The following is a 23,848-nucleotide window of genomic DNA, read 5'->3' as shown; positions in this document are numbered from 1 at the left end:
TCCCTACGGTGGTGGCATGAGATCACCGCACGGCGTCGGGCGACCGCGCGTCGTGCTGTGCACGACGGCGAGCGTCGACGGTCGCGTGACGACGTCGCCGAGCGAGCGGCTCCTCGATCCCGATGTCCGGGCCCGGTGGCAGTCCGTATGGCCGCCGGACGTGCCCACCTTGCTCGAGCGGCGACGCCGGTGGATCGAGGAGCATCACGCGCCCACGGTGACGCTGGAGGGGAGCGGTACGTTCGTCGCCCCCGCCGCCCTGTCGCCGTGGGCGGGATCGCCGCCCGCGGAGGTCGCGGACACCGACTGGCGGGACCATCTCCCGCGCGGTGCACCGCGCTGGTTCGTCGTCGTGGACGGGCGAGGGCGCGTCGACTGGCAGTTCACAGGAGACGACGAGACGGCGCTGCTCGTCCTCGTCTGCTGCGCGACGCCCGCGGGCTACCTCCGGCGTCTCCGCGAGCTCGGGGTCGGGTATCTCGTCGCGGGGGAGGAGCAGGTCGACCTCGAGCTCGCGCTGGGCAGGCTCAGGGGCGTGCTCGGAGCCCGGACCGTCGTGGCCGAGGGCGGCGGTGGCCTGCACGGCGCGCTGCTGCGTGCGGGGCTGGTGGACGAGCTGCACGTCGTCGTCTTCCCCGCCCTGGTCGGTGGCCTGGGCACCCCGTCCTTCGTCGACGGTGCGCCGCTCGCCGCGGGCGGTTCCCCCGTCCGGCTGCGCGTCCGGTCCGCCGAGAGCGGTCCGGACGGCAGCACCTGGACGCGCTACGAGGTCGGCCGGGGCTGACCGGGTCAGGCGTCCAGAAGGGTCAGGAGGTCGGCGGTGGTGCCGCACTCGCCGAGCCGGGGGAAGACGCGCCCGGTGCTGTGCTCGTGGTCCTGGGCGGAGCGGTCCGACATCGCGTCGGTGACGAGCGAGACGTGGTAGCCGTGCTCGTGCGCGGCGCGGGCGGTGGACTCGACGCCGGTGCTCGTCGCGATGCCCGTCAGTACGACCTGGGTCACGCCGCGGCGCCGCAGCTGCAGGTCGAGGTCGGTGCCGTAGAACGCGCCCCAGCTGCGCTTGGTCACGACGATGTCGGACGCCGCGGTGTGCAGCTCGGGCGCGAGCACGTCCCAGCCGTCCGGACGTGCGGCGCCCGGGGCGGCGTCGGTGCGGCCGGGCACGGCGTCCGCGCCGTCGGGCGCGGCGGTCACGCGCACGAGGACCACGGGCAGGCCGCGGGCGCGGAAGGCGTCGGCGAGGTCGACGCTGCGGGCGAGGACGGCGTCGGCGGGGTGTGGTGCGGTGGGCGCGGCGAGGATGCCGGCCTGCAGGTCGACGACGACGAGCGCGGTGCGGGGGTCGAGCGCGGTCACGGTCATGAGCGGGTCTCTCCGGAGGTGAGGGTGGGTCGGACGGTGGCGGTGGCCGGTCGGGGGCGCAGGGAGCGGTCGACCAGGGTGAGGACGAGGACGAGGGCGGCGCACGCCACCATCGCGAGGGCGAGGTCGTGGAGGCCCGCGGTCGTGGGCCCGTGGGCGTAGAGGACGGCGATCGCCGCCGTGGAGACCAGGGCCCCGACGTACATGAAGGTGCGCAGCAACCCGGACGCGGCGCCGACCGAGCCGGTGTCCGCCTGCCGGGCGAGCGCCTTCTGGTTCGCGAGGCCGGCCAGGCCCTGCATGCCACCGATGCCGACACCCGCGAGCACGAGCACCCAGGTCGGGCTGTCGGGCTGCACGACGGCGAGGACCGCGCCGCCGAGCAGCAGGGCCACCGAGCCGATGACGAGGGCCGGGCGCACGGGTGCCCGTCGCCCGGTGGCCGACGCGACGACGACGGCGACGACGGAGGTGGGCAGCATGAGCATCCCGGCGCCGGCCTCGCTCAGGCCGCGGCTCTGCTCGAGCCACTGCACGTCACCGAACATGAACGCGTAGGTCGCGGTGGCCGTGAGCAGGACGCGGACGTAGGTGAGCAGCAGCGGGCGATTGCCGGCGAGACCCCGCAGGTCGATGAACCGGTGCGCGGCGGCGTCGTCGCCGACGTCGAGGTCCGCGCCCGGGACGCGCGGAAGGCGCAGCCCGCCGAGCACGAGGCAGGCCGCGGCGAGAGGGACGTTGACGAGGAAGATGGCCCGCCAGCCGCCCAGACCGACGAGCAGGCCGCCGAGCGTCGGCCCCACGATCATCACGACCTGGTTGGTCACGGCGAGGACGGTGAGCACGGCGGCGGTGCTGCGCCCCTCGCCGGAACGGTCGGTCGTGCGCCGCACGAGGAACATCGCGGCCGGGTACGCCGCACAGGTGCCGAGGCCGAGCAGCGCCCGAGCGAGCACGAGCACCCCGAACGTGGGCGCGAACGCGCCGAGCAGCCCGGCGAGACCGACCAGGGCGGTGCCCGCCAGGTAGGGCCGCCGGGGACCGACGAGGTCGACCACCCGGCCGACGACGGGCTGCGCGACCGCCGTCACCAGGTAGAGCGCGGTGACGAGCCACACCGTCTGCGTGGGCGGGGCGCCGAACGCGAGCCCGATGGGCACGAGGGCCACCGCGATCATCGAGGAGTTGATCGGGTTGAGCAGCGACCCCAGCGCCAGCGGCAGGGTCAGTTGTGTGTCGTAGCCCTCCGGCCCGCGCAAGGCGGCGGCCGGCCCGACAGCGGGGTGGCGGTGGAGCACGTTCACGGGCGGGCGGCCTCGGTGGGGCCGTCGTCGAGGAGCGTCCGGTCCAGGAGCGCCAGCGCGGCGGTGACGCCGGTGAGCTCCTCGGGGGTGAGCCGCGCGTGCAGGGTGCGGGTCAGCCACTCCTGACCGACCTCGCGCCGTCCCTCGACGAACGCCCGCCCGTCGTCGTTGAGGGAGATGACCTGGCGGCGGCCGTCCGCCGGGTCGGGGTCGCGGCGCACGAGGCCGTGCTCGACGAGGACACCCAGCGTCGCGCCGACCGACTGCGGCCGGACCCGTTCGGCGGCGGCGAGCGTGCCCGGCGACGCCGGGCCGTGCTTGGCGAGCCGGGAGAGGAGCGCCGTCTGTGAGGGCGTCAGGTCCTGGTTGTCGCTCAGCTCGAGGAAGCGGCGGCGCAGCCGCCCGACGAGCGAGCGCAGCTCGCGGGCGGCCTCGGCGGCCGGGGCGGGATCGGGGGAGGTGGGCACCTCGCCACGGTAGAACTCATCAGTCCAGACTGACAAGGTGTGCCTGACGATGCGGGCAGGTCTGCCGCGTCACAGGCACACGGAGCGCTGACCTCAGTCGGCGGCGTGCCGTGCCGTCAGGAGCCGCCGGAACGACGCGACCCGGGCCTCGCGCGCGGGGCGCTCGTCGTCGGACGACGCGGCCAGCCAGTCGTCGAGGGCGCAGTCGGGGGCGTCCGCGAGGTGCGTGCAGCCCCGCGGGCAGTCCGCCGCGACCTCGGCGAGGTCCTCGAACGCCTGCAGCAGGTCGTCCGTCTCCACGTGCGCCAGGCCGAACGACCGCACGCCCGGCGTGTCCACCACCCAGCCGTCTTGCTCGGCCCCCGGCTCCGGGGACTCGGGCAGGCGCAGCGCCACGGCGGAGGTCGACGTGTGGCGGCCGCGGCCGGTGACGTCGTTGACGACGCCGGTGGCGCGGTCGGCCTCCGGGACGAGGGCGTTGATCAGCGTCGACTTGCCCACGCCGGAGTGCCCGACCAGCACGGACGTACGGCCGGTGAGGCGCTCGCGCACGGTCTCGACGCTCGCGGGGTCGTCCTGCCGCGTGACCGCGACCTCGACGCCGATCGGCGTGTACAGGTCACGCAGAGGGGAAGGGTCCGCGAGGTCGGCCTTGGTGAGGCACAGGAGCACGTCCATGCCGGCGTCGTAGGCGGCCACGACGCACCGGTCGATCATGCCGGTGCGCGGCTCCGGCTGGGCGAGCGCGGTCACGACGACGAGCTGGTCGGCGTTCGCGACGACGATCCGCTCGTACGGGTCCGTGTCGTCCGCCGTGCGGCGCAGCACCGAGGTCCGGTCCTGGATGCGCACGATCCGCGCCAGGGTGCCCTCGCCGCCCGAGGCGTCGCCGACGACGTCCACGCGGTCGCCCACGACGACGCGGGTGCGGGTGAGCTCGCGCGCCTTCATCGCGAGCACGGTGCGCTGACGGGCCGTGCCGTCGTCGACGACGAGCGTGTACCGGCCGCGGTCGACGCCCGTGACCATGCCCGTGACGGCGTCGGCGTGCTCGGGCCGCTGCTTCGTGCGGGGGCGCGAGCCGCGCTTCGAGGGCCGCGCGTACTGCGCGTCCTCGTCGACGGCGTGGCGGACCATCAGGCCTCGCCCGCCGTGACGGACACCGCGCCCAGCATCCGCTCCCACATCGCGTCGAAGCCGGGCAGGGTCTTGGCGGTGGTGCCCACGTTCTCGACCCGGACGCCCGGCACGCGCAGGCCGAGGACGGCGGCCGAGGTGGCCATGCGGTGGTCGGAGTAGGTGCGGAACAGGCCCCCGTGCAGGGGGCGCGGCGTGATGACGAGGCCGTCGCGGGTCTCCTCCGCCTGGCCGCCGAGCCGGGTGATCTCCGTGGCGAGCGCCGCCAGCCTGTCCGTCTCGTGCCCCCGCAGGTGCGCGATGCCGCGCAGGCGGCTGGGGGAGTCGGCCAGGGCGGCGAGGACGGCGAACGTGGGGGCGAGCTCGCCCGCCGCGTGCAGGTCCAGGTCCGCGCCGCGGACCTCGCCCGTGCCGGTGACGGTCAGGACGTCGCCGTCCAGCCGCGTCTCGGCCCCGAGCCGGGAGAACAGGTCCGGGAGCAGGGCGCCCGGCTGGGTGGTCTGCGCGGGCCACCCCGGGACGCGCACGCTGCCGCCGCCCACGAGCGCGGCGGCGAGGAACGGGGCGGCGTTCGACAGGTCGGGCTCCACCCGCACGTCGCGCGCCGCGACCGGACCGGACGCCACCTGCCAGATGCCGTCGCGGGAGTCGTCCACCTCGACGCCGACGTCGCGCAGGGTCGCCACCGTCATGGCGATGTGGGGCAGGCTCGGCAGCGTGGTGCCGATGTGCCGCAGCGTGAGGCCGCGCTCGAAGCGGGCGCCCGCGAGCAGCAGGGCGGAGACGAACTGGGACGACGCCGACGCGTCGACGTCGACAGCGCCGCCCGCCACGCGGCCCCTGCCGTGCACCGTGAACGGCAGGTGGGTGGGGGTGCCGCCGTCGGGGCTCGTGACCTGCACGCCGATGGTGCGCAGCGCGGCGAGCACCGGGAGCATCGGTCGCACGCGGGCCTCGGGGTCGCCGTCGAACCGCACCGGCCCGTCGGCGAGCGCCGCCACCGGAGGCAGGAACCGCATCACCGTGCCCGCGAGGCCGGTGTCGACGTCGACGTCCCCGCGCAGCATCGCGGGGGTGACGCGCAGGGTGCTCGGGTCGTCGCCCTCCTCGATGCCGGCCCCGAGGGCGCGCAGGGCGCCGATCATGAGGTCGGCGTCGCGCGAGCGCAGCGCCCCGCGCAGCGTGCCGGGGGCGTCGGCGAGCGCGGCCAGCACGAGCAGCCGGTTGGTCAGCGACTTGCTGCCCGGCACCTCGACGGTCGCGTCCAGGGGCCCCGTCGCGACCGGAGCCGCCCAGCCGTCGGCGCGCTCGGCGTCGGGGGCGGGCGGGGTGGCGTGCGGCGGGACGGCTGAGGTCATGGCAACGAGGCTAGTTCACCGGCCGTGGCGCGGGCGGCGCGTCTCGCGACCCGTCGAGGCCGCGAGGGCGCGTCACACGGCCTCCGCGACTTTCGCCCGCAGCTTCGCGGCCTCCGCCTTCGTCGCCGACTTCACGGTCTCGGCCTTCGACTCCGCGAGCCGGGCAGCGTGCTCGCGCGCCTGCTGCACGCGGTAGGTGACGCCGGGCCGCCCCTCGAGGTCGACGCCCGCGATCACCGCGGCGCCGACCTTGCCCAGGTCCTTGACGAAGGCCGCGGTGCGCAGGGTGCGCTCCGCGCCCTTGCTCGTGAAGGGCTGGTGGGCGACGGCGAGCGGCGCGGTGAGCGCGGCCAGCGCGAGGGCCGCGGTGCGCGGGGTGCGTCCGACGGCGAGGAGCAGGCCGGCGACGGCGGTCGCGGCGCCGTGCACCCGGACCAGCAGGCCGAGCTGGCGGTCGCTGAGGGGCTCGGCGCCGACGGCGTCCGTGACCAGCGCGGAGCCGTCGCGGGCGGCGTCCACGTGCTCGGCGGGGTGCAGCGCGGCCTGGATCCCGTCGTAGACGAACGGGGCGGCCAGGAGGGGGCGGGCGATACGGCGCAACAGCATGGGCCCACTGTGGCAGAGCGGCCCCGGGCTTGCGCGGCGACCGGCGGGCGCGTCCGTGACGGGGTGTCACGTGAGCGCGTGGTCCCACCAGTCGGGGTGGGAGCGCGGCGGCCGGCGGGTGCCGAGCCCGTCGCGGCGGACCGTGCGGACGAGGGTTGCGGCGTAGGCGGCGACGAGCAGGAGGGCGAGGATCAGGAGGAGGGTCATGGCAGTAATCATTCGCGCGTTGCACTTCTGCCACGAGTGGCAGAAGTGCCAGGATGCGTCGACTTCCCGCCATGTTCGTGGCACCATGGCGACATGATCCGGAAGGTCGCGGCCGTCGTCGTCCCCGGCGTCGCGCCGTTCGAGCTCGGCGTGGCCTACGAGGTGTTCGGCATCGACCGCACCGACACCGGTGGGCCGGCGTTCGACTTCACCCTCTGCGCGCCCGAGCCCGGGCCGGTCATGACCAAGGGCGGGTTCCCCGTCGTCGTCGAGCACGGCCTCGAGGCGCTGGAGGACGCCGACCTCGTCGTCGCGGTCGCGTACGGCATCGACGAGGACGACGAGGACGTCCTGACGCCCGCCTACCTCGACGGGCTGCGGCGTGCCCACGAGCGCGGGGCGTGGCTGTTCGCCATCTGCTCGGGCGCGTTCGCGCTCGCCCGCGCGGGACTGCTCGACGGTCGGCGCTGCACCACGCACTGGATGTACACCGAGCGGCTGGCCCGGGAGGTCCCCACCGCCGACGTCGACCCCGACGCGCTCTACGTCGCGGACGGGCGGGTGCTCACCAGCGCGGGCACCGCGGCCGGGATCGACGCGGCCCTGTACCTGGTGCGGTCGGAGGTCGGCGCCGACGCCGCGCGCGCCGTCGCTCGGCGCATGGTGGTGCCGCCGCAGCGGGAGGGCGGGCAGGCGCAGTTCGTCGTCGACCCGTTGCCACGCGAGGGTGAGTCGCTCGCCGCGCTCCTCGCCTGGATGCGCGAGCACCTCGCCGACGAGCAAGCCGTGCCGTGGCTGGCGCGGCGTGCCGCGCTGTCCGAGCGCACCTTCGCCCGCCGCTTCCGGCAGGAGACGGGGACGACGCCGGGCGCCTGGCTCGCGCGCCAGCGCGTGGCGCGCGCCCAGGAGCTGCTCGAGTCGACCGAGGCGCCCGTCGACGAGATCGCGCGGCTGTGCGGCTTCGGCAGCGCGCCCGTGCTGCGGCACCACTTCGCGCGGCAGCTCGGCACCAGCCCGGTCGCGTACCGGCGCAGGTTCGCCGCGCCGCTGGCCTCCTGACGCGGCCCGCGCCGGCCTGCGTCGGTCGGGTCGGGGCCGGGAATGCGCGAGCCCGTCCCACGGTTGCCAACCACGTGAACACCCGCACCTCGCCGACGGCGCCCGCCGCCGTCCCTGCAGCCGGACCCGCGTCCGTGCGGCTGTTCGCCGTCCCGGCCGACGCCCTGACCGCGGGCACGGCCGGCCCGGCGTCCGGCGGCACGACTGACCTGCACACCCCGTGGATCGGAGGACCCCACCCAGTGGCTGGACTAGGCTCGACGGTGATGACCCAGGACCTTGGCCCGGCGGGCGGCGACGCCCCGCGCGGGAGCACCGGGCACGTCCCGGACAGCGAGGAGATCCCGGAGGACACCGAGCGTGCCCCCGAGGACGAGACGAGCGCGGCCCGCGCCGAGCGCTTCGAGCGCGACGCGCTGCAATACCTGGACCAGCTCTACTCGGCCGCGCTGCGCATGACGCGCAACCCCGCTGACGCCGAGGACCTGGTGCAGGAGACGTTCGCCAAGGCGTTCGCCGCGTTCCACCAGTACAAGCCCGGCACCAACCTCAAGGCCTGGCTGTACCGGATCCTCACGAACACGTTCATCAACACGTACCGCAAGAAGCAGCGCGAGCCGCAGCAGTCCCAGGCCGAGGACGTCGAGGACTGGCAGATCGCGCGTGCCGCGTCGCACACGTCGCGGGGGCTGCGGTCGGCCGAGGCGGAGGCGCTCGACCGGCTGCCGGACTCCGACGTGAAGCGGGCGCTGCAGGAGCTGCCCGAGGACCGGCGCATGGTCGTCTACTACGCCGACGTCGAGGGCTTCCCCTACAAGGAGATCGCCGAGATCATGGGTACGCCGATCGGGACGGTGATGTCCCGTCTGCACCGCGGCCGCCGGCAGCTGCGCGAGCTGCTCGCCGACTACGCCGCCCAGCGTGGCTTGGTCCCGGCTCGTGGAGGAGCGTCATGACCGACCCCATCACCCCCATCCCGCACGACCGGGCCGCGGGGGAGAACGAGTGCGAGCACGCTCTCGTGCACCTGAACGAGTTCCTCGACTCGGAGATGACGCCGGAGGACGAGCAGCGGATGCGCGCGCACGTGGCGCACTGCTCGCCGTGCCTCGCCGAGCTGAGCGTCGAGGAGCTCGTCAAGCAGCTGGTCCGGCGCTCCTGCTCGGAGCGCGCGCCGGAGACCCTCCGGGTGCGGATCCATGCACAGCTGACCGTGATGTCCACGGTCGAGTAGCCGTTCCCGGCCCCCCGCCGAGGTAGTACGAAATTCGCCGAGGTGGTTCCGGTGGAGCTGTGGCCACAGGCCACGCCACCACCGGAACCACCTCGGCGAATTTCGTACTACCTCGGCGTGTCAGGCGTTGGGACGCTTGCCGTGGTTGGCGCCGTTGCCCTTGCGGCTACGACGCTTGCGACCGCGCTTGCTCATGGTGGTCTCCTCACGAAGGATGGACGAGGGGTCGGGCCCATGGTCCCACACCCGAGGCCCGGGGTCGGAATCCGGGGCATCCCCGATCCGCGCCGTGGGTGCGCTCTGACAGGGTGGTGCCCGTTACCAGCAGCCCGAGCAGCATAGGGAGCCTCATGAGCACGGAGTCGTGGGCGGTCGCCGCCCCGCAGACCATCGACGTCGAGCAGGCCACGGGGGTGACGCTCCGTCTGCAGGACGGGCGAGCCGACGTCGTCGCCGACCCCGCGGCGAGCGGCGTGCGGATCGAGCTGCTCGAGGTGGGCGCCAAGCCGCTCCAGGTGACCCGCGACGGCGACCGCCTGCGCGTCGGCTACGAGACCTCCGTGCTCGACTCCGTCATGGCGAAGCTGCGCAACCCGCGCCAGAGCGAGCGGGCCGTCGTGCGCGTCGTCGTCCCGGCCGACGGGGCCGTCGACGTCGGCACGCTGGGCGCCGACGTCGAGCTCACGGGCGGCCGCAAGGTCGCCGCGAAGACCGTCACCGGTGCCGTGCGGACCACCGGCACGACCGGCCCGATGTCGCTCAAGACCGTGTCCGGCGCGCTGTCGGCCGACGAGCACACGGGGGACGTGACGGCGAACAGCGCGGCCGGGTCGATCGCGCTCTCCGGGGCCCTCGCCCGGGTGTCGCTCACCACGGTGTCGGGCGCCGCCACGGTGACCGCCACGCAGGCGAGCCCTCTGGTCACGGCCAAGACGGTCTCGGGGGCCGTCGACCTGCGCCTGCCGGCCGGCACGCCGGTGAACCTCAAGGTGCGTGGCGCGTCCGGCCGGGTCGTCCTCGACGGCTCGGTGCTGCCCAGCGCCGGCGCGACGCTCGTCGTCGACCACGGGGAGCAGCCCGCCGACGGCCGCAGCGCCGCCTACCTGTCCGCGACGGTGACGTCCGCGCACGTCACCGTCGACCGTCGCTGACCACCGAGGGCCGGGCCCGTCGCGTGTGTCGACAGGCTCGCCCGCCGGACCGGAAGGAACCACCGTGCCCGAGACGCCCGCAGCCCATGTCGCCCTGCTGACCGATGCCTTCGGGCGGGTCGCCGAGGGGGGACGTCGCGTGCTCCGCGGCGCCACCGCGGAGCGGCTCGCCTTCCGTCCCGACCCGGAGGCGAACACGGTGGCGTGGCTCGTCTGGCACCTGACGCGGGTGCAGGACGACCACGTCGCGGACGTGGCCGGTACCGAGCAGCGGTGGACGGCGGGCGGCTGGGCGGAGCGGTTCGCCCTCCCGTTCGACGTGGCGGACACGGGCTACGGCCACACGCCGGAGCAGGTCGCGGCCGTCCGCGCCGACGCGGCGCTGCTCCGCGGCTACCTCGACGACGTGCACGCCGCCACGACGGAGTACCTGGCGACCGTCACGGCCGAGGACCTGGAGCGCGTGGTGGACACGCGCTGGGACCCTCCGGTCACCCTCGCGGTGCGGCTCGTCAGCGTCGCAGCCGACGACCTGCAGCACGTCGGCCAGGCCGCGTACGTCCGCGGCCTGGCCGAGCGGGCAGGCGTCTGACGGCTCGCCGCAGGGCGGTCAGTCGTCGGCGGGCAGCCCCAGCCAGGCGTGCCATCCCGTGTGCAGCACGAGCCACGCCATGAGGCCGTAGCCCGCCTGCCCAGGGTAGGTCGAGCCGTTCGTCGCGAGGTCGGCCAGCCACTGCTCGTGCTGCGCCAGCGGCGTGTACGTGTCCACGTACGGCACGCGGCGCCGGCTCGCGACGTCGGAGAACGCAGCCGACAGGTCCGCGATACGACCCCCGTCCTCCGGCCGCCCGGGCGGGGGGCCGACGACGAACGCCGGGATCCGGCTCGTCTCCGCCACGTCGAGGATGTTCGCCAGGTTGAGCCGCGACCGCGCCACCGAGAGCGACGAGTCCACGTCGTGCCGGCCGAGGGCGACGACGAGACGGTTCTCGCACGTGTCCTCCGGCCCGAAACGCGACTCCGTCTCCGCCTGCCAGCGGGCGCCGAGCGCCGAGCTGGTCTCCCCGGGCACGGCGAGCGTGAACGCCATCGCCGGCCGTCCGAACCGGGTGCGGGCCATGACGCGCCCCGTCCACCCCAGGGCACGGGCGTCCCCGACTCCCACGCTGAGCTCGTCGCCCACGACGCAGATGCGCACCTCGGTCTGGGTCACAGAGCCTTCACCGTCCAAGTCCTGTCTCGCAGTTGCGCGGCCATTCTGGCCCCCGGCCCGGCCGCGTGGCAGGATCCCACGCCGAGCCGGGCCGGCGCGCGCCGACCGTCGGTCCCGGGGCCGGGTCAGAGCAGGGTGGCGCCCCAGCGCACGACGTGCTCGTCGCCAGGGGCGAGCCGCACCAGGCGCTCGCCGGTGTTGAAGGCGTCGGCCACGCAGCTCATCGGCTCCGCCGCGAGCCCGAAGCGCTCGTAGCCGTCGATGTGGTCGGCCGAGCAGACCTGCCAGCAGTCCATGGAGCCGTCCATCCAGATCGCGGCCGTGGTCCCGTCCGGCCGGCCGAGCCGGGCCCAGGACAGGCCCGAGTCGTCGCGTGTGGCGTCCACCCACGCGTCATCGAGGTCCAGCCCGGCGAGCGAGCGTGTGGCGCGCAGGTCGTACGGACCGGCGACGGGCTCGGTGCCCGTGGGCAGCAGGCGGTCGTCCACGGTGACGTGCGTCGTGGCGTCCAGGCTCACGGTGCACTCGTCGAGCGGCGTGCCGCCCGTCGACAGCCAGGGGTGGAACCCGACGCCGTACGGTGCGGTCCCCGTGCCGACGTTGCGCGCCCGCACGACGACCTCGAGGCCGTCGTCGGACACCGTGTACCGGGCCTGGAGCACGAGCTGGAACGGCCAGCCCTTCTGCGCCGGGAGCGCCAGCTCGAGCGTCACGGCGTCGTCGGCCACGTCGACCGGCGTCCAGCGGTACCAGCAGACGAGGCCGTGCAGCGCGGTGTCGCGGTCGGGCTCGCTCACCGCGACCTGGTGACGGACCCCGTCCGCCGTGTAGGCGCCGTCGCGCAGGCGGTTCGGCCAGGGCTGCAGGACGGCGGCGTTGAAGACGGGGGCGGGCTCGTTCTCGGCGAACGGGACGAACACGTCGCGGCCGGCGACGGTGTACTCGCGCACCATCGCCCCGACCTCGGTGATGGTGGCCCGGTGCTCGCCGGAGGAGATGCGGAACTGCCGGCCCGACGGGGCGGGGACGGCGGAGGATTCAGCGGTGTTCACGCTCACACCGTAGTCGGCACGCCGGATCGGTGCGGGCGACGTAGCGTAGGAGAACCAGAAATATGACAACACGTCCTCTCGCGCGCGAGGGGTCCGCGCCGCCCCGTCCGAAGACGGGCAGCGCCATCGAACGGGGGAACGATGGAGAAACAGGTGCTCGGCCGCACCGGCCGGCTGGTGTCGGTCGTCGGCCTGGGAACCTGGCAGCTGGGGGCGGACTGGGGCGCGGTCGACGACGACCAGGCCCGGTCGGTGCTCGATGCCGCGTTCGAGTCCGGCGTGACCTTCTTCGACACCGCTGACGTCTACGGCGACGGTCGCAGCGAGCAGACCGTCGGTGCGTTCCTCGCGGACCACCGCGGCGACGGGATCACCGTGGCCACGAAGATGGGCCGCCGGATGGACCAGGTGCCGGAGAACTACGTCCTGGCGAACTTCCGCGAGTGGACGGACCGGTCGCGCCGCAACCTCGGCGTCGACACGCTCGACCTCGTCCAGCTGCACTGCCCGCCGACCGCGGTGTACTCGGACGACGAGGTGTTCGACGCATTGGACACGCTTGTCGCCGAGGGCGTCATGGCGGCCTACGGCGTCTCCGTGGAGACCGTCGACGAGGCGCTCACCGCCATCGCCCGGCCTGGCGTCGCGTCCGTGCAGATCATCCTCAACGCGTTCCGGCTCAAGCCGCTGGAGAAGGTGCTGCCCGCGGCGTCCGGTGCCGGGGTCGGCGTCATCGCACGGGTGCCGCTCGCCTCGGGGCTCCTGTCGGGGCGCTACACCCACGACACCACGTTCGGCGAGGACGACCACCGGACGTTCAACCGCGAGGGCAAGGCGTTCGACGTCGGCGAGACGTTCGCCGGCGTGCCGTTCGACGTCGGCGTCGACGCGGCCGCCCGCTTCACGGAGCTCGTCGGCTCGGCCCTGAACGACGACCTCACGCCCGCGCAGGCGGCCATCGCCTGGGTGTGGCAGCAGCCGGGCGTCTCCACGGTCATCCCGGGCGCGCGCAGCGCCGAGCAGGCGCGGCTGAACGCCGCCGCGGGGGAGGCCGGCGTGCTCGGGCCGCTGTTCACCTCGGGGGTGCGTGAGATCTACGAGGAGTCGATCAAGGAGCACGTGCACGACCGCTGGTGACCGTGCTGCCGAGATAGAGCGCGTGTCTTGACACGCGCTCTATCTCGGCACGTCAGGCCCGGTCGAAGGCCTGCGTGACCAGGATCTCCTGCTGCTCCTTATGCCGCTTGGCGGTGCCGGCGGCGGTGGAGGCGGACGCCGGGCGGGAGACGACCTGCACGCGCGGCAGGTCCTCCGGCAGTGCCAGGTGCAGGAAGGACCAGGCGCCCTGGTTCTCCGGCTCGTCCTGGACCCACACGACGTCGGCGTTCGGGTACTGCGACAGCTGCGCGCGGATCTGCTCCTCCGGGAACGGGTAGAGCTGCTCCAGGCGGACGATGGCGGTCCGGGTGTCCTGGCGCTTGGTCCGCTCGGCGAGCAGGTCGTAGTACAGGCGCCCGGTGCACAGCAGCACGCGGTCGACCTGCGCCGCGTCCACCGTGGTGTCCGCCAGCACCGGCTCGAAGGTTCCGGTGGTGAAGTCCTCCACGCTCGAGGCGGCGGCCTTGAGGCGCAGCAGCTGCTTCGGCGTGAAGACGACCAGCGGACGGCGCGGGCGGGCGTAGGCCTGCTGGCGCAGCAGGTGGAAGTACGACGCCGGCGTGGACGGCTGCGCCACCGTCATGTTGTTCTCGGCCGCGAGCTGCAGGAAGCGCTCGATCCGGGCGGACGAGTGGTCCGGCCCCTGGCCCTCGTAGCCGTGCGGCAGCAGCATGACCAGCGACGAGCTCTGGCCCCACTTCTGCTCGGCCGACGAGATGAACTCGTCGATGATGGTCTGCGCGCCGTTGACGAAGTCGCCGAACTGCGCCTCCCAGAGCACGAGGGCGTCCGGGCGCTCCACGGAGTAGCCGTACTCGAAGCCCAGGGCGGCGTACTCGCTGAGCGAGGAGTCGTACACCCAGAACTTCGCCTGGTCGCCCGACAGGTACAGCAGCGGGGTCCACTCGGCACCGGTGTTGCGGTCGTGCAGCACGGCGTGGCGCTGCACGAACGTGCCGCGGCGGGAGTCCTGCCCGGCGAGGCGCACCGGGGTGCCCTCCATGAGCAGCGACCCGAACGCGGCGAGCTCGCCGAAGCCCCAGTCGATGCCGCCCTCCTTGGCCATGAGCTGGCGCTTCTCCAGCATCTGGGCCAGCTTCGGGTGCACCGTGAAGCCCTCGGGCGCCGCCACCTGGACGGTGCCCACGCGCTCGAGCACGGCGTGCGGCACGGCCGTCTGCCAGCCCACCATGTCGCCGGCGCCCTCGCGCTGGGACTCGGGGCGCTCCAGGCCGAGGATCTCGTCCTCGCCGTCGGGCGTGCTGGCCTTGCCGGCGGTCTTGGTCTCGGTGAAGACCCGCTCGAGCTGCGACTGGTAGTCCTGCAGCGCCTGCTCGGCCTCCTCGACCGTGATGTCGCCGCGCGCCACGAGGTTCTTCGTGTAGAGCTTGCGCACCGACTGCTTGGCCTCGATGAGGTTGTACATCAGCGGCTGCGTCATCGAGGGGTCGTCGCCCTCGTTGTGGCCGCGGCGGCGGTAGCAGACCATGTCGATGATGACGTCGCGGTCGAACTGCTCGCGGTAGGCGAAGGCGAGCTCGGCCACGCGCACGCAGGCTTCGGGGTCGTCGCCGTTCACGTGGAAGACGGGGATCTGGTAGCCCTTGGCCACGTCGGTCGCATAGGTCGTGGAGCGCGACGACGACGGCCCGGTGGTGAAGCCCACCTGGTTGTTGATGATCACGTGGATCGTGCCGCCGGTGCGGTACCCGCGCAGCTGCGCGAGGTTGAGCACCTCGGGCACCACGCCCTGGCCGGCGAACGCAGCGTCGCCGTGGATGAGGATCGGCAGCACGGAGAAGCCGTCGCCGCCCAGGTCGATGCGGTCCTGCTTGGCGCGCACGATGCCCTCGAGCACCGGGTCGACGGCCTCGAGGTGCGACGGGTTCGCGGCCAAGTACACCTTGGTGGTGGCGCCGGTCTCGGCGGTGAAGACGCCCTCGGTTCCGAGGTGGTACTTGACGTCGCCCGAGCCCTGCACGCTCTTCGGGTCGAGCTGGCCCTCGAACTCCTTGAAGATCTGGCCGTAGCTCTTGCCCGCGATGTTCGCCAGCACGTTGAGGCGCCCGCGGTGCGCCAGGCCGATGCCGACCTCGTCGAGCCCGCCCTCGGCGGCCCTCGACAGGATGGCGTCCAGCAGCGGGATGACGGACTCCCCGCCCTCGAGGGAGAAACGCTTCTGGCCGACGTACTTGGTCTGCAGGAAGGTCTCGAACGCCTCGGCGGAGTTCAGGCGGCGCAGGATCCGCAGCTGGTCCTCGCGCGGGGTGCGGGCGTAGCCCGACTCGAGCCGCTCCTGGAGCCACTTGCGCTGGGCCGGGTCGGCGATGTGCATGTACTCGACGCCGATGGTGCGGCAGTACGAGTCGCGCAGCAGGCCGAGGACGTCGCGCAGCGTGTCCTTGGTCTTGCCGCCGAAGCCGCCCGTGGGGAAGGCGCGGTCCAGGTCCCACAGCGTGAGGCCGTGGTTCTGGATGTCCAGGTCGGGGTGCTTGCGCTGGCGGTAGGCCAGCGGGTCGGTCTCCGCCATGAGGTGCCCGCGCGAGCGGTAGGAGTGCACGAGCTCGGCGATGCGGGCCGGCTTCGCGGCCTCGACGTCGGCGTCCACCGTGTTGTCCCGGACCCAGCGCACGGGCTCGTACGGCACGCGGAGGGCGGCGAAGACCCGGTCGTAGAAGCCGTCCAGGCCGAGCAGCTTGCCGGCGAGCACCTTGAGGAACTCACCGGACTGCGCGCCCTGGATGATGCGGTGGTCGTAGGTCGACGTGATCGTCATGACCTTCGAGATGCCCATGCGGGCGAGCTGCTCCTCGGACGCCCCCGCGAACTCGGCGGGGTAGTCCATGGCGCCGACGCCGATGATCGTGCCCTGGCCCGACATGAGGCGGGGGACCGAGTGCACGGTGCCGATGCCGCCGGGGTTGGTCAGCGAGATCGTGGTGCCGGCGAAGTCGTCCATGCCGAGCTTGCCGCCGCGAGCCTTGCGGACGAGGTCCTCGTACGCCGCCCAGAAGCCGGCGAAGTCGAGCTCCTCGGCATTCTTGACGCTCGGCACCAGCAGCTGGCGCGAGCCGTCCGGCTTGGCGAGGTCGATCGCGAGGCCGAAGCCCACGTGCGCCGGCTGCACGATGTGCGGCTTGCCGTCGATGCTCTCGTAGTGCGCGTTCATCACCGGCATGTCGGACAGCGCCTCGACGAGCGCGAAACCGATGAGGTGCGTGAACGAGATCTTGCCGCCGCGGCCGCGCGCCAGATGGTTATTGATGACGATGCGGTTGTCCACCATGAGCTTGGCGGGCACGGCGCGCACCGACGTCGCCGTCGGGACCTCGATCGAGGCCTCCATGTTGGTGACGACGCGCGCGGCGGGGCCGCGCAGCTTCTGGACGTCGTCCGTGGCCTCGTCCTCGGCGGCCTTCGGCGAGGCCTTCGCGACCTCGGCGTACGGCGCGGTCGAGGGCAGCGCCTCGGCGACCGGGCGGACGGCACTCACCTCGGGGTCAGCGGGGAGCGGGGCGGGCTTCGAGGCCTTCCGCTCGGACTTCGCTGTCTCGGCGGCGGCGGTGCCCGACCCGGTGGCCTGGGCCGCGGGGGCCTGGGGCTGCGCCGGGGCGGCCGGAGCTGCGGCGGGCTGCGCCGGTGCTGAGGGCTGCGCCGGTGCCGCGGGCTGCGCGGGAGCGGCGTCCTCCGTCGTGCCGTTGTGCGACTCGCTCGGCTCGTAGTCGGCGAAGAAGTCCCACCACGCGGGGTCCACCGCGTTCTTGTCCTTCAGGTACTGCTCGTAGAGCTCGTCCACCAACCATTCGTTGGCTCCGAACGCGCTCGCCACGCTGATCGACTCTGACCCGTCCTTCGGGGACACCACGCGCGGATCGCCCACTTTCACACAGTTGCAACTCGTTCGACCGGAAATGCGCCCGGCGGAGCCGGTGCGCAGGTCCAGCCTACGTCCTTCACGGGCTCCGACCGGGGAGGGCGAGCGGCGTCAGCGGGCCGTTCCGGGCCGCTCAGCGCGGCATCGTGACCGTCCGGTAATGCGGTGGGCAACGACTCCTCGGGTCGACCCGATGAGTCCGTTGTCCGGCGTCATGTCCGGACCACGCGCGTGGCCGTGTGACGGGCGAGTGTGACCAACGTCACCCGGGCCGCCCGGCGGGGCGGGCTCAGTCGTCGGCCTCGGTCGTGACGCCGGGGGCCGGCCGGGCCTGGGCGGGGAGGGTCACGCGCATCGTCGCGCCGCGATCGGTGTCGGCGACCTCCACGTGCCCGCCGTGCAGGTCGACCGCCCACCGGACGATCGCGAGCCCGATGCCCGTGCCGCCGCTGGCCATGCCGCTCGGCGGGGCGGCGTGCGGTCGGGTGGACGCCGAGCCGCTCGCGAAGCGCTCGAAGATGCGGCCCCGGTCCTCGGGTGCGATGCCGGGGCCCTCGTCGCTCACCTCGAGCACGACGTCGTCGTCCACAGGGTAGGCGTCGAGCCGCACCGTGCCGCCGTGCGGCGAGTGCCGGATCGCGTTCTGCAGCAGGTTGGTGACCACCTGGCGCAGCCGCTCCACGTCGGCCTCGAGCACCAGGTCCGGCGGGGTGACGTCGACGACGTAGCTGAGGCCCTTCGCGGCGTCGACCATCGACATCGCCTGGGCCGACTCCTCCAGGAAGTCGCCCACCGAGAACTCGCTGAGCACCAGCGCGGACGCCCCCGCCTCCACGCGCGACAGGTCGAGCAGGTAGGTGACCAGCCGGGTGAGCCGCTCCGTCTGCTCGAGCGACAGCTCGAGGGCTGACGGCGTCGGCTCGGTGACGCCGTCGACCATGTTCTCGAGCTGCGCCTGCAGCGCCGCGACCGGCGTGCGCAGCTCGTGCGACACGTTGGCGATGAGCTCGCGCCGCACGCGGTCGGAGGAGTCGAGGTCCGCCGCCATGACGTTGAACGCCTCGGCGAGCTGGCCCACCTCGTCCCGGCTCGTGGCCCGCACGCGGATGGAGTAGTCCCCGGCCGCCATCGTCTGCACGGCCGCCGTCATGTCGCGCAGCGGGGACGTCATCCCGCGCGCGAGGAGCTGCACGATGACCAGCGACAGGAAGATCGCCAGGGGCAACGTGCGGGTGGGGCCCAGCTCGTTCTGCAGGCCGATCCAGGTGATGAGGACGGCGAACGTCACCGTCGCCACCACCAGCACGCCCAGTTTCGTCTTCAGCGACCTCAGCGGGTCGAGCGGGCGCACGTCGGGCAGCCGGTGGTGCTCCTTGCGGCGCGGTGCGGCCGGCCCGGCGCCGTCGTCGCCGGGGGCGAGGTCCATCAGGCCTCCGGCGGCTCGAAGGCGTACCCGACGCCGTGCACGGTGCGGATGAGGTCCGGCCCGAGCTTGCGGCGCAGCGCCTTGATGTGCGAGTCCACGGTGCGGGTGCCGCTCGCGTCGGCCCAGTCCCACACCTCGGCGAGCAGCCGCTCGCGCGTCTGCACGGTCTTGGGCGAGCTCGCGAGCATGACGAGCAGCTCGAACTCCGTCGGCGTCAGGTGCACCTCGTCGCCGGCGCGGTGCACGCGGCGCTGGGCGCGGTCGATCGTCACGTCGCCCATGACCATCGGCGGGTCGGCGGGCGTGGTCACGGCCGCCTGCTGTGCCCGCTCGACGCGCCGCAGCAGCGCCTTGACGCGCGCGACGAGCTCGCGCATGGAGAACGGCTTGGTCATGTAGTCGTCGGCGCCGACGCCGAGCCCGACCAGCATGTCGGTCTCGTCGTCGCGGGCCGTGAGCATGAGGATCGGGATCGGGTGGTCCGCCTGGATGCGGCGAGTGACCTCGAGGCCGTCGATGCCCGGCAGCATGACGTCCAGCACGATGGCGTCCGGGCTCAGGCGGGAGGCGGCGTCGACGCCGGCGAGGCCGTCGCGCGCCACCTCGACCCGCCAGCCCTCGGCGGACAGGCGCTGCGCGATGGCGGCCGCGATCGCGGGCTCGTCCTCGACGACGAGCACGGTGGCGTTCTGCTGGCCGGACGTGCCCGAGGTGCCCGGGGTGCCCGGAGGGGTCGCGGTGGTCATGGTGCCATCTTGCACCGGCTCCCTGGGGGCGCGCTGAGCACACGCTGTCCGGGCCCACGCCGGACGGCGGGCCGGTGAATGTGGACTCGCCGCCGCGCCTCCTGCCGATAGCATCGGAGCACGATGGACGAGAGCCGATATCGCGCGGGGTCGCCCGCGCCGTCCCGCCTGGCCGCCACGCCGCCCCGCCCCACGCCACGCGGCCGCACCGCCGGGAGCCGCCTGTGCTAGGCGACGTCCTCATGATCGTGCTCGGCGTCGTGCTCACCGCAGGGACCGCGGTGTTCGTCGCGAGCGAGTTCTCCCTCGTGACCCTCGACCCGGCCGTCCTCGCGGCCGACGACGAGGAGGGCGACAGTCCTCCGCCCGGCCGGAGGCGCCCGTCGGACCGACGGGACCGCGCCGTCCGCGCCGGGCTCAAGCACCTGTCGACGGAGCTGAGCTCCGCCCAGGTGGGCATCACCATCACGACCATCCTGCTCGGCTACACGGCCCAGCCGGCGCTGCTGTCCCTGTTCTCCGAGGCGTTCGCGTCCACGGCGATGGGCCGCGGCGTCGCCGGCGTCCTCGCGGGCGTCCTCGCGCTCGTCGTGGTCAACGCGTTCTCGATGCTGTTCGGGGAGCTGATCCCGAAGAACTTCGCGCTCTCCGCCCCGCACGCGACGGCACGCGTCGTGGTCCCGGTGCAGCGGGTGTTCACCATGCTGTTCCGGCCCCTGATCGCCGTGCTCAACGGCTCCGCCAACGCGCTCCTGCGCCGCGTCGGGGTGGAGCCCCGGGAGGAGCTGTCGGGTGCGCGGTCGTCGTCGGAGCTGCTGTCGCTCGTACGGCGGTCCGCGCAGGAGGGCACGCTCGACCAGTCCGTCGCCACGCTGCTGGCCAACTCCCTCGAGCTCGACGAGCTGTCCGCGCGCGACGTCATGACCGACCGCATGCGCATGGCCGTCGTCGAGCGGGAGACCACGGCGGCCGAGGTCGTGGCCCTCGCGCGGCGCACCGGCCACTCGCGGTTCCCGGTGATCGGCGAGGACCGGGACGACGTCGTCGGGCTGGTCCACCTGCGCCGGGCGGTCGGGGTGCCGCACGACCGGCGCGGCGAGGTGCCGTCCGCCGCCCTCATGGTCGACGCGCCCCGCGTGCCGGAGACGGTGCGCCTGGGGCCGCTGCTCGTGGAGCTGCGCGGCCTCGGGCTGCAGATGGCAGTGGTCGTGGACGAGTACGGCGGCACCTCGGGCATCGTCACGCTCGAGGACGTCGTGGAGGAGCTCGTGGGCGACGTCGCGGACGAGCACGACCCGCGGCGGGCCGGGGTCGTGCGCGGCACCGACGGGTCGTGGGTCGTGCCCGGTGTGCTGCGGCCCGACGAGCTCGAGGAGCGTACCGGCCTGGTGGTCCCCGAGGGGCCGGCGTACGAGACGCTCGGCGGGCTGGTCATGGCGGAGCTGGGGAGGGTGCCCGACGTGGGCGACGAGATCGAGACCGACGGGGTGCGGCTGCGCGTGGAGGCGATGGACGCCCGGCGCGTCGAGCGGCTGCGCGTCCTCGGCGAGGAGGACGCGCGATGAGCACCGGGACCGCCCTGCTGGTCGGCGTGCTGCTGCTCGCGGGCAACGCCTTCTTCGTCGGCGCCGAGTTCGCCGTCATCTCCGCGCGCCGCAGCGCCATCGAGCCGCGGGCCGAGGCCGGCGACCGGCGCGCCCGCACCGCCCTCTGGGCCATGGAGCACGTCTCCCTCATGCTCGCGTGCGCGCAGCTCGGCGTGACGGTCTGCTCGACCGGCCTGGGCATCGTCGCGGAGCCCGCGCTCGCGCACCTGCTCGAGGTCCCGTTCCACGCGCTCGGCGTCCCCGAGTCGCTCGTGCACCCCGTGGCGCTCGTCCTCGCGCTCGCGATCGTCGTGTACCTGCACGTGGTGCTCGGAGAGATGGTGCCCAAGAACCTCGCCGTGGCCGGGCCCGAGACGGCGGCCCTCTGGTTCGCGCCGCCGCTCGTGCTGCTGGGCCGGGCGGTGCGCCCGGTGATCGCGGCGCTCAACTGGGTGGCCAACCACGCCGTGCGGCTCGCGGGCGTGGAGCCCAAGGACGAGGTCGCCTCCGCGTTCACGGCGCAGGAGGTGCAGTCGATCGTCGAGCACTCGCAGGCCGAGGGCGTGCTCCGCGACGAGCAGGGGCTGCTCGCCGGCGCGATCGAGTTCTCGTCGCGCACGGCGGGCGACGTCATGGTGGCCGTGGACGCACTGGTCACCGTGGGCCCCGAGAGTGCGCCGGACGACGTCGAGCACCTCGTGGCGCGCACCGGTTACAGCCGGTTCCCGGTGCGCGACGACGCCGGCGTCCTGCGCGGCTACCTGCACCTCAAGGACGTGCTGTACGCCTCCGACGGCGACCGTTTCCTGCCCGTCCCCGCGTGGCGCGTGCGGGCGCTCGCGTCGGTGCGCCCGGACGACGAGGTGGAGGACGCCCTACGCGCCATGCAGCGCTCCGGGACGCACCTGGCCCGCGTCGAGGGGCCGGACGGCGTGCTCGGCGTCGTCTTCCTCGAGGACATCCTCGAGGAGCTCGTCGGGGAGGTCCGGGACGCCATGCAGCGCCGCCGGTGAGCAGGGTGGACACCCTTCCACGGTGACGCCGCCCGGGGACGTCAGGGCGGCCTGTGGACGGGGACTTGGCGGGGGAGCCCGACACCGTTATGGTTCCGTGACGGATCGCCTCTCGCGGCCGCGTGCAGGGCACGCGGCGCCGGGCGGTCCGTGTTCGGGTCGGTAGAGTCCGGGCGGCCAAGGCGGCTGCCCCGGGCACGAGCGCGGAGGTGCCGTGGAGGCGACGTCGCAGAGTGACGCAGCCGCGCCGCGCTCCCGCCGGGAGATCCGAGAGGCCGAGCTGGCAAGGGCCGGCAAGAAGCCCCGCAAACGTCCGTCTTCCGCGCGGGGCGACCGTACGTCCGGCCGACACGCCGCCCCCGCCGGCCACGCATGGGTCACCCGGCTGACCGTGCTCGGCTCGCTCGCCGCCGCCACCATCGCCGCCCCCCTCGTCGCCGACGACCAGGCCCACGGCAGCACCCCGTTCGACCTCGACACCCAGCCCACGGGCCCGTCCACCCTCGCCCTCCTCGAGCAGGGCGTCGACACCCCCCGCACCTCCCAGGGCATCGCCGCCGCCCCGCGCGACGTGCGTGTCGAGGCGTCCGCCGCCAGCCGGTCCACCGAGCGCAGCCCCCTGCCCGGCTGCGACGCCGACGCCCCGATCGACGGCGGCAACGGCACGCTGGCCGACCACTCGCTCTGCGACATCTGGCAGCCCGGCGAGAAGCTGCGCGCCGACGCCGCCGTCGCGCTCAGCGGCCTCAACGAGGCGTTCCGGGCCCGCTTCGGCCGCGACCTCTGCCTCGTCGACAGCTACCGCTCCATCTCCTCGCAGTACGCCGTCAAGGCCAGCCGCGGCTACCTCGCCGCCACCCCCGGCACCTCCATGCACGGGTGGGGGCTCGCCATCGACCTGTGCGGCGACGAGTACCGCTCCAGCGAGGTCTACGGGTGGCTGTGGGAGAACGGGCCCGCGTACGGGTGGGAGAACCCGCCGTGGGCGCAGCGCGGGGGCATGGGCAACTACGAGCCGTGGCACTTCGAGTACAAGCCGGGCGTCGTGGAGATCACGCCCTGGCACTGAGCGCTGGTTGAGCCCGTCGAAAACCTTGGCTCACCGCCGCGGGACGTGCAGGATCCTGCACCTCCCGCTCTCCTGAGCCTTCACCCTTGGCGTCGCCTCGACTTTCGCCTGCCCCGGGGGCGCCGTCAGGTGGTGATGGTGGTGTTGCCGCCGAAGTCGTCGCGGAACCGGGGCCCCTGGGTGGCGAGCTCCTGCGCGTAGGCCGCGGACCAGCCGCGGAAGGGGTCGACGGCGAGTGACTCGTTGGAGAAGCGCCGGTCGTCGGTGAGCTCGGTGACGCAGAAGTCGGGGATCTGCAGGTCGGTCACCGGGCCCGAGCGCTCGCACTCGGCGACGACGAGGGGCGCGTTGGCGCCGCCGAAGACGTCGAGTGACCAGCCGTCCGCGCCGAGCCAGGCGGCATAGCGCGTCTTGATCACCTGGGCGCCGCCGCGGCGGACCAGCTCCACGCCGACCTGCGGGTCGAGCTGGCGCTCGGCCTCGTACCGGGTGCCGCCCACCGAGGGACCCTTGACCGTCACGGCGGCGAAGTCCACCCGCGAGCGGTAGAGCTCGAGGACGTCGCGCGCGTCGCTGTCCGGGCCCAGGCGTGCCTCCACGCCGGTGGCCTGCACGCGCACGCGCAGCGCGTAGCCGCCGTCGGACAGAAAGTACGACTGGACGATGAGGGCGGGCGCGTCGCGCAGCGCGTCGGGCAGCTCGCGGACGAAGAACCGGCGCTCGAACTCGAAGTCGGAGTAGTCGGCGGACATGACGACGAGCCTAGTGGGCCGCGGCGGGCCGCCGCGCCGAACGACCTGGCGTGCCGGACCGGCGCGCGCCCGTC

Annotated in this window: 24 protein-coding genes; 10 read left to right on the top strand and 14 right to left on the bottom strand. The window is 73.9% G+C overall.

Features of this window, described 5'->3' with window-relative positions; all coding sequences use genetic code 11:
- Positions 1-16: 16 nt before the first annotated feature.
- On the top strand, positions 17-784 hold the full coding sequence (locus tag B5Y66_RS00830; RefSeq protein WP_079569736.1) for a dihydrofolate reductase family protein: 768 nt from the start codon (positions 17-19) through the stop codon (positions 782-784).
- A gap of 5 nt (positions 785-789) precedes the next feature.
- On the opposite strand, the gene B5Y66_RS00825 is transcribed toward B5Y66_RS00830, so the two are convergent.
- From B5Y66_RS00825 to B5Y66_RS22405, 7 genes are all read right to left on the bottom strand, one after another.
- Positions 790-1,362: a hydrolase gene (locus B5Y66_RS00825; RefSeq protein ID WP_079569733.1), complete on the bottom strand. Its 573-nt coding sequence runs from the start codon at positions 1,360-1,362 to the stop codon at positions 790-792.
- Positions 1,359-2,666 (bottom strand): MFS transporter, encoded by a 1,308-nt coding sequence (locus tag B5Y66_RS00820; protein WP_217700700.1) that lies wholly within the window; start codon positions 2,664-2,666, stop codon positions 1,359-1,361. The genes B5Y66_RS00825 and B5Y66_RS00820 overlap by 4 nt, the downstream gene beginning before the upstream one ends.
- Entirely contained in the window at positions 2,663-3,133 is a 471-nt protein-coding gene (locus B5Y66_RS00815; RefSeq protein WP_079569731.1) for a MarR family winged helix-turn-helix transcriptional regulator, read from the bottom strand. Before B5Y66_RS00815 ends, B5Y66_RS00820 begins: the two co-directional genes overlap by 4 nt.
- Positions 3,134-3,226: 93 nt before the next feature.
- Positions 3,227-4,270, bottom strand: coding sequence for a ribosome small subunit-dependent GTPase A (rsgA, locus tag B5Y66_RS00810; protein WP_079569728.1), 1,044 nt, complete (start codon positions 4,268-4,270; stop codon positions 3,227-3,229).
- Positions 4,270-5,628: a 3-phosphoshikimate 1-carboxyvinyltransferase gene (gene aroA, locus B5Y66_RS00805; protein ID WP_079569726.1), complete on the bottom strand. Its 1,359-nt coding sequence runs from the start codon at positions 5,626-5,628 to the stop codon at positions 4,270-4,272. Before aroA ends, rsgA begins: the two co-directional genes overlap by 1 nt.
- 72 nt (positions 5,629-5,700) lie before the next feature.
- Complete coding sequence (locus tag B5Y66_RS00800; protein ID WP_079569724.1) at positions 5,701-6,234, bottom strand: DoxX family membrane protein; 534 nt, start codon at positions 6,232-6,234, stop codon at positions 5,701-5,703.
- 66 nt (positions 6,235-6,300) lie between these two features.
- Complete coding sequence (locus tag B5Y66_RS22405) at positions 6,301-6,441, bottom strand: hypothetical protein (RefSeq protein WP_176168743.1); 141 nt, start codon at positions 6,439-6,441, stop codon at positions 6,301-6,303.
- 93 nt (positions 6,442-6,534) lie between these two features.
- On the opposite strand from B5Y66_RS22405, the gene B5Y66_RS00795 reads away from it, so the two are divergent.
- The 3 genes from B5Y66_RS00795 to rsrA all read left to right on the top strand — a co-directional run bounded on the left by B5Y66_RS00795 (position 6,535) and on the right by rsrA (position 8,734).
- The gene (locus B5Y66_RS00795) at positions 6,535-7,500 is read left to right on the top strand and encodes a GlxA family transcriptional regulator (RefSeq protein WP_079569721.1); all 966 of its coding nucleotides are present in this window, start codon (positions 6,535-6,537) and stop codon (positions 7,498-7,500) included.
- A gap of 266 nt (positions 7,501-7,766) precedes the next feature.
- Positions 7,767-8,456 (top strand): sigma-70 family RNA polymerase sigma factor, encoded by a 690-nt coding sequence (locus B5Y66_RS00790; protein WP_079569718.1) that lies wholly within the window; start codon positions 7,767-7,769, stop codon positions 8,454-8,456.
- Positions 8,453-8,734, top strand: coding sequence for a mycothiol system anti-sigma-R factor (gene rsrA / locus B5Y66_RS00785; RefSeq protein ID WP_079569712.1), 282 nt, complete (start codon positions 8,453-8,455; stop codon positions 8,732-8,734). Before B5Y66_RS00790 ends, rsrA begins: the two co-directional genes overlap by 4 nt.
- Positions 8,735-8,854: 120 nt before the next feature.
- On the opposite strand, the gene B5Y66_RS23240 is transcribed toward rsrA, so the two are convergent.
- Positions 8,855-8,929, bottom strand: coding sequence for a 50S ribosomal protein bL37 (locus B5Y66_RS23240; RefSeq protein ID WP_375791718.1), 75 nt, complete (start codon positions 8,927-8,929; stop codon positions 8,855-8,857).
- A gap of 155 nt (positions 8,930-9,084) precedes the next feature.
- Between B5Y66_RS23240 and B5Y66_RS00780 the strand changes: the two genes are divergently transcribed.
- On the top strand, positions 9,085-9,885 hold the full coding sequence (locus B5Y66_RS00780; protein ID WP_079569709.1) for a DUF4097 family beta strand repeat-containing protein: 801 nt from the start codon (positions 9,085-9,087) through the stop codon (positions 9,883-9,885).
- 64 nt (positions 9,886-9,949) lie between these two features.
- Entirely contained in the window at positions 9,950-10,477 is a 528-nt protein-coding gene (locus B5Y66_RS00775) for a mycothiol transferase (protein WP_176168742.1), read from the top strand.
- Between the two features lie 18 nt (positions 10,478-10,495).
- On the opposite strand, the gene B5Y66_RS00770 is transcribed toward B5Y66_RS00775, so the two are convergent.
- Positions 10,496-11,098 (bottom strand): GDSL-type esterase/lipase family protein, encoded by a 603-nt coding sequence (locus tag B5Y66_RS00770; RefSeq protein ID WP_245806837.1) that lies wholly within the window; start codon positions 11,096-11,098, stop codon positions 10,496-10,498.
- Positions 11,099-11,223: 125 nt separating this feature from the next.
- Positions 11,224-12,150 (bottom strand): aldose 1-epimerase family protein, encoded by a 927-nt coding sequence (locus tag B5Y66_RS00765; protein ID WP_079571555.1) that lies wholly within the window; start codon positions 12,148-12,150, stop codon positions 11,224-11,226.
- A 141-nt stretch (positions 12,151-12,291) separates the two neighbouring features.
- Here B5Y66_RS00765 and B5Y66_RS00760 point away from each other — a divergent pair, with 141 nt between their 5' ends.
- Positions 12,292-13,287, top strand: coding sequence for an aldo/keto reductase (locus B5Y66_RS00760; protein ID WP_079569706.1), 996 nt, complete (start codon positions 12,292-12,294; stop codon positions 13,285-13,287).
- A 52-nt stretch (positions 13,288-13,339) separates the two neighbouring features.
- Here the strand turns inward: B5Y66_RS00760 and B5Y66_RS00755 are convergent, their stop codons facing one another.
- The 3 genes from B5Y66_RS00755 to B5Y66_RS00745 form a co-directional block, all read right to left on the bottom strand.
- Positions 13,340-17,137: a multifunctional oxoglutarate decarboxylase/oxoglutarate dehydrogenase thiamine pyrophosphate-binding subunit/dihydrolipoyllysine-residue succinyltransferase subunit gene (locus B5Y66_RS00755; protein WP_245806836.1), complete on the bottom strand. Its 3,798-nt coding sequence runs from the start codon at positions 17,135-17,137 to the stop codon at positions 13,340-13,342.
- A 334-nt stretch (positions 17,138-17,471) separates the two neighbouring features.
- Positions 17,472-18,608 carry a sensor histidine kinase gene (locus B5Y66_RS00750; RefSeq protein ID WP_079569700.1) on the bottom strand — a complete coding sequence of 379 codons (1,137 nt, stop codon included), beginning with the start codon at positions 18,606-18,608 and terminating at the stop codon, positions 17,472-17,474.
- Positions 18,608-19,354: a response regulator transcription factor gene (locus B5Y66_RS00745; protein ID WP_079569698.1), complete on the bottom strand. Its 747-nt coding sequence runs from the start codon at positions 19,352-19,354 to the stop codon at positions 18,608-18,610. The genes B5Y66_RS00750 and B5Y66_RS00745 overlap by 1 nt, the downstream gene beginning before the upstream one ends.
- A gap of 224 nt (positions 19,355-19,578) precedes the next feature.
- On the opposite strand from B5Y66_RS00745, the gene B5Y66_RS00740 reads away from it, so the two are divergent.
- The 3 genes from B5Y66_RS00740 (at position 19,579) to B5Y66_RS00730 (ending at position 23,022) form a co-directional block, all read left to right on the top strand.
- Positions 19,579-20,919 (top strand): hemolysin family protein, encoded by a 1,341-nt coding sequence (locus tag B5Y66_RS00740; RefSeq protein WP_079569695.1) that lies wholly within the window; start codon positions 19,579-19,581, stop codon positions 20,917-20,919.
- On the top strand, positions 20,916-21,953 hold the full coding sequence (locus B5Y66_RS00735) for a hemolysin family protein (protein ID WP_079569692.1): 1,038 nt from the start codon (positions 20,916-20,918) through the stop codon (positions 21,951-21,953). Before B5Y66_RS00740 ends, B5Y66_RS00735 begins: the two co-directional genes overlap by 4 nt.
- Positions 21,954-22,344: 391 nt before the next feature.
- Positions 22,345-23,022 (top strand): M15 family metallopeptidase, encoded by a 678-nt coding sequence (locus B5Y66_RS00730; protein WP_245806835.1) that lies wholly within the window; start codon positions 22,345-22,347, stop codon positions 23,020-23,022.
- Between the two features lie 125 nt (positions 23,023-23,147).
- Here the strand turns inward: B5Y66_RS00730 and B5Y66_RS00725 are convergent, their stop codons facing one another.
- A complete protein-coding gene (locus B5Y66_RS00725; RefSeq protein ID WP_079569686.1) occupies positions 23,148-23,774 on the bottom strand; it encodes a CYTH domain-containing protein in 627 nt (208 codons plus the stop codon).
- Between the last annotated feature and the right edge of the window lie 74 nt (positions 23,775-23,848).

Origin of the sequence: Krasilnikoviella flava, assembly GCF_900167525.1 — a bacterium.
GTDB lineage: Bacteria > Actinomycetota > Actinomycetes > Actinomycetales > Cellulomonadaceae > Isoptericola > Isoptericola flavus.
Note: the sequence above shows the minus strand (reverse complement) of the source record. Positions and strands in the feature narration are given on the sequence as shown.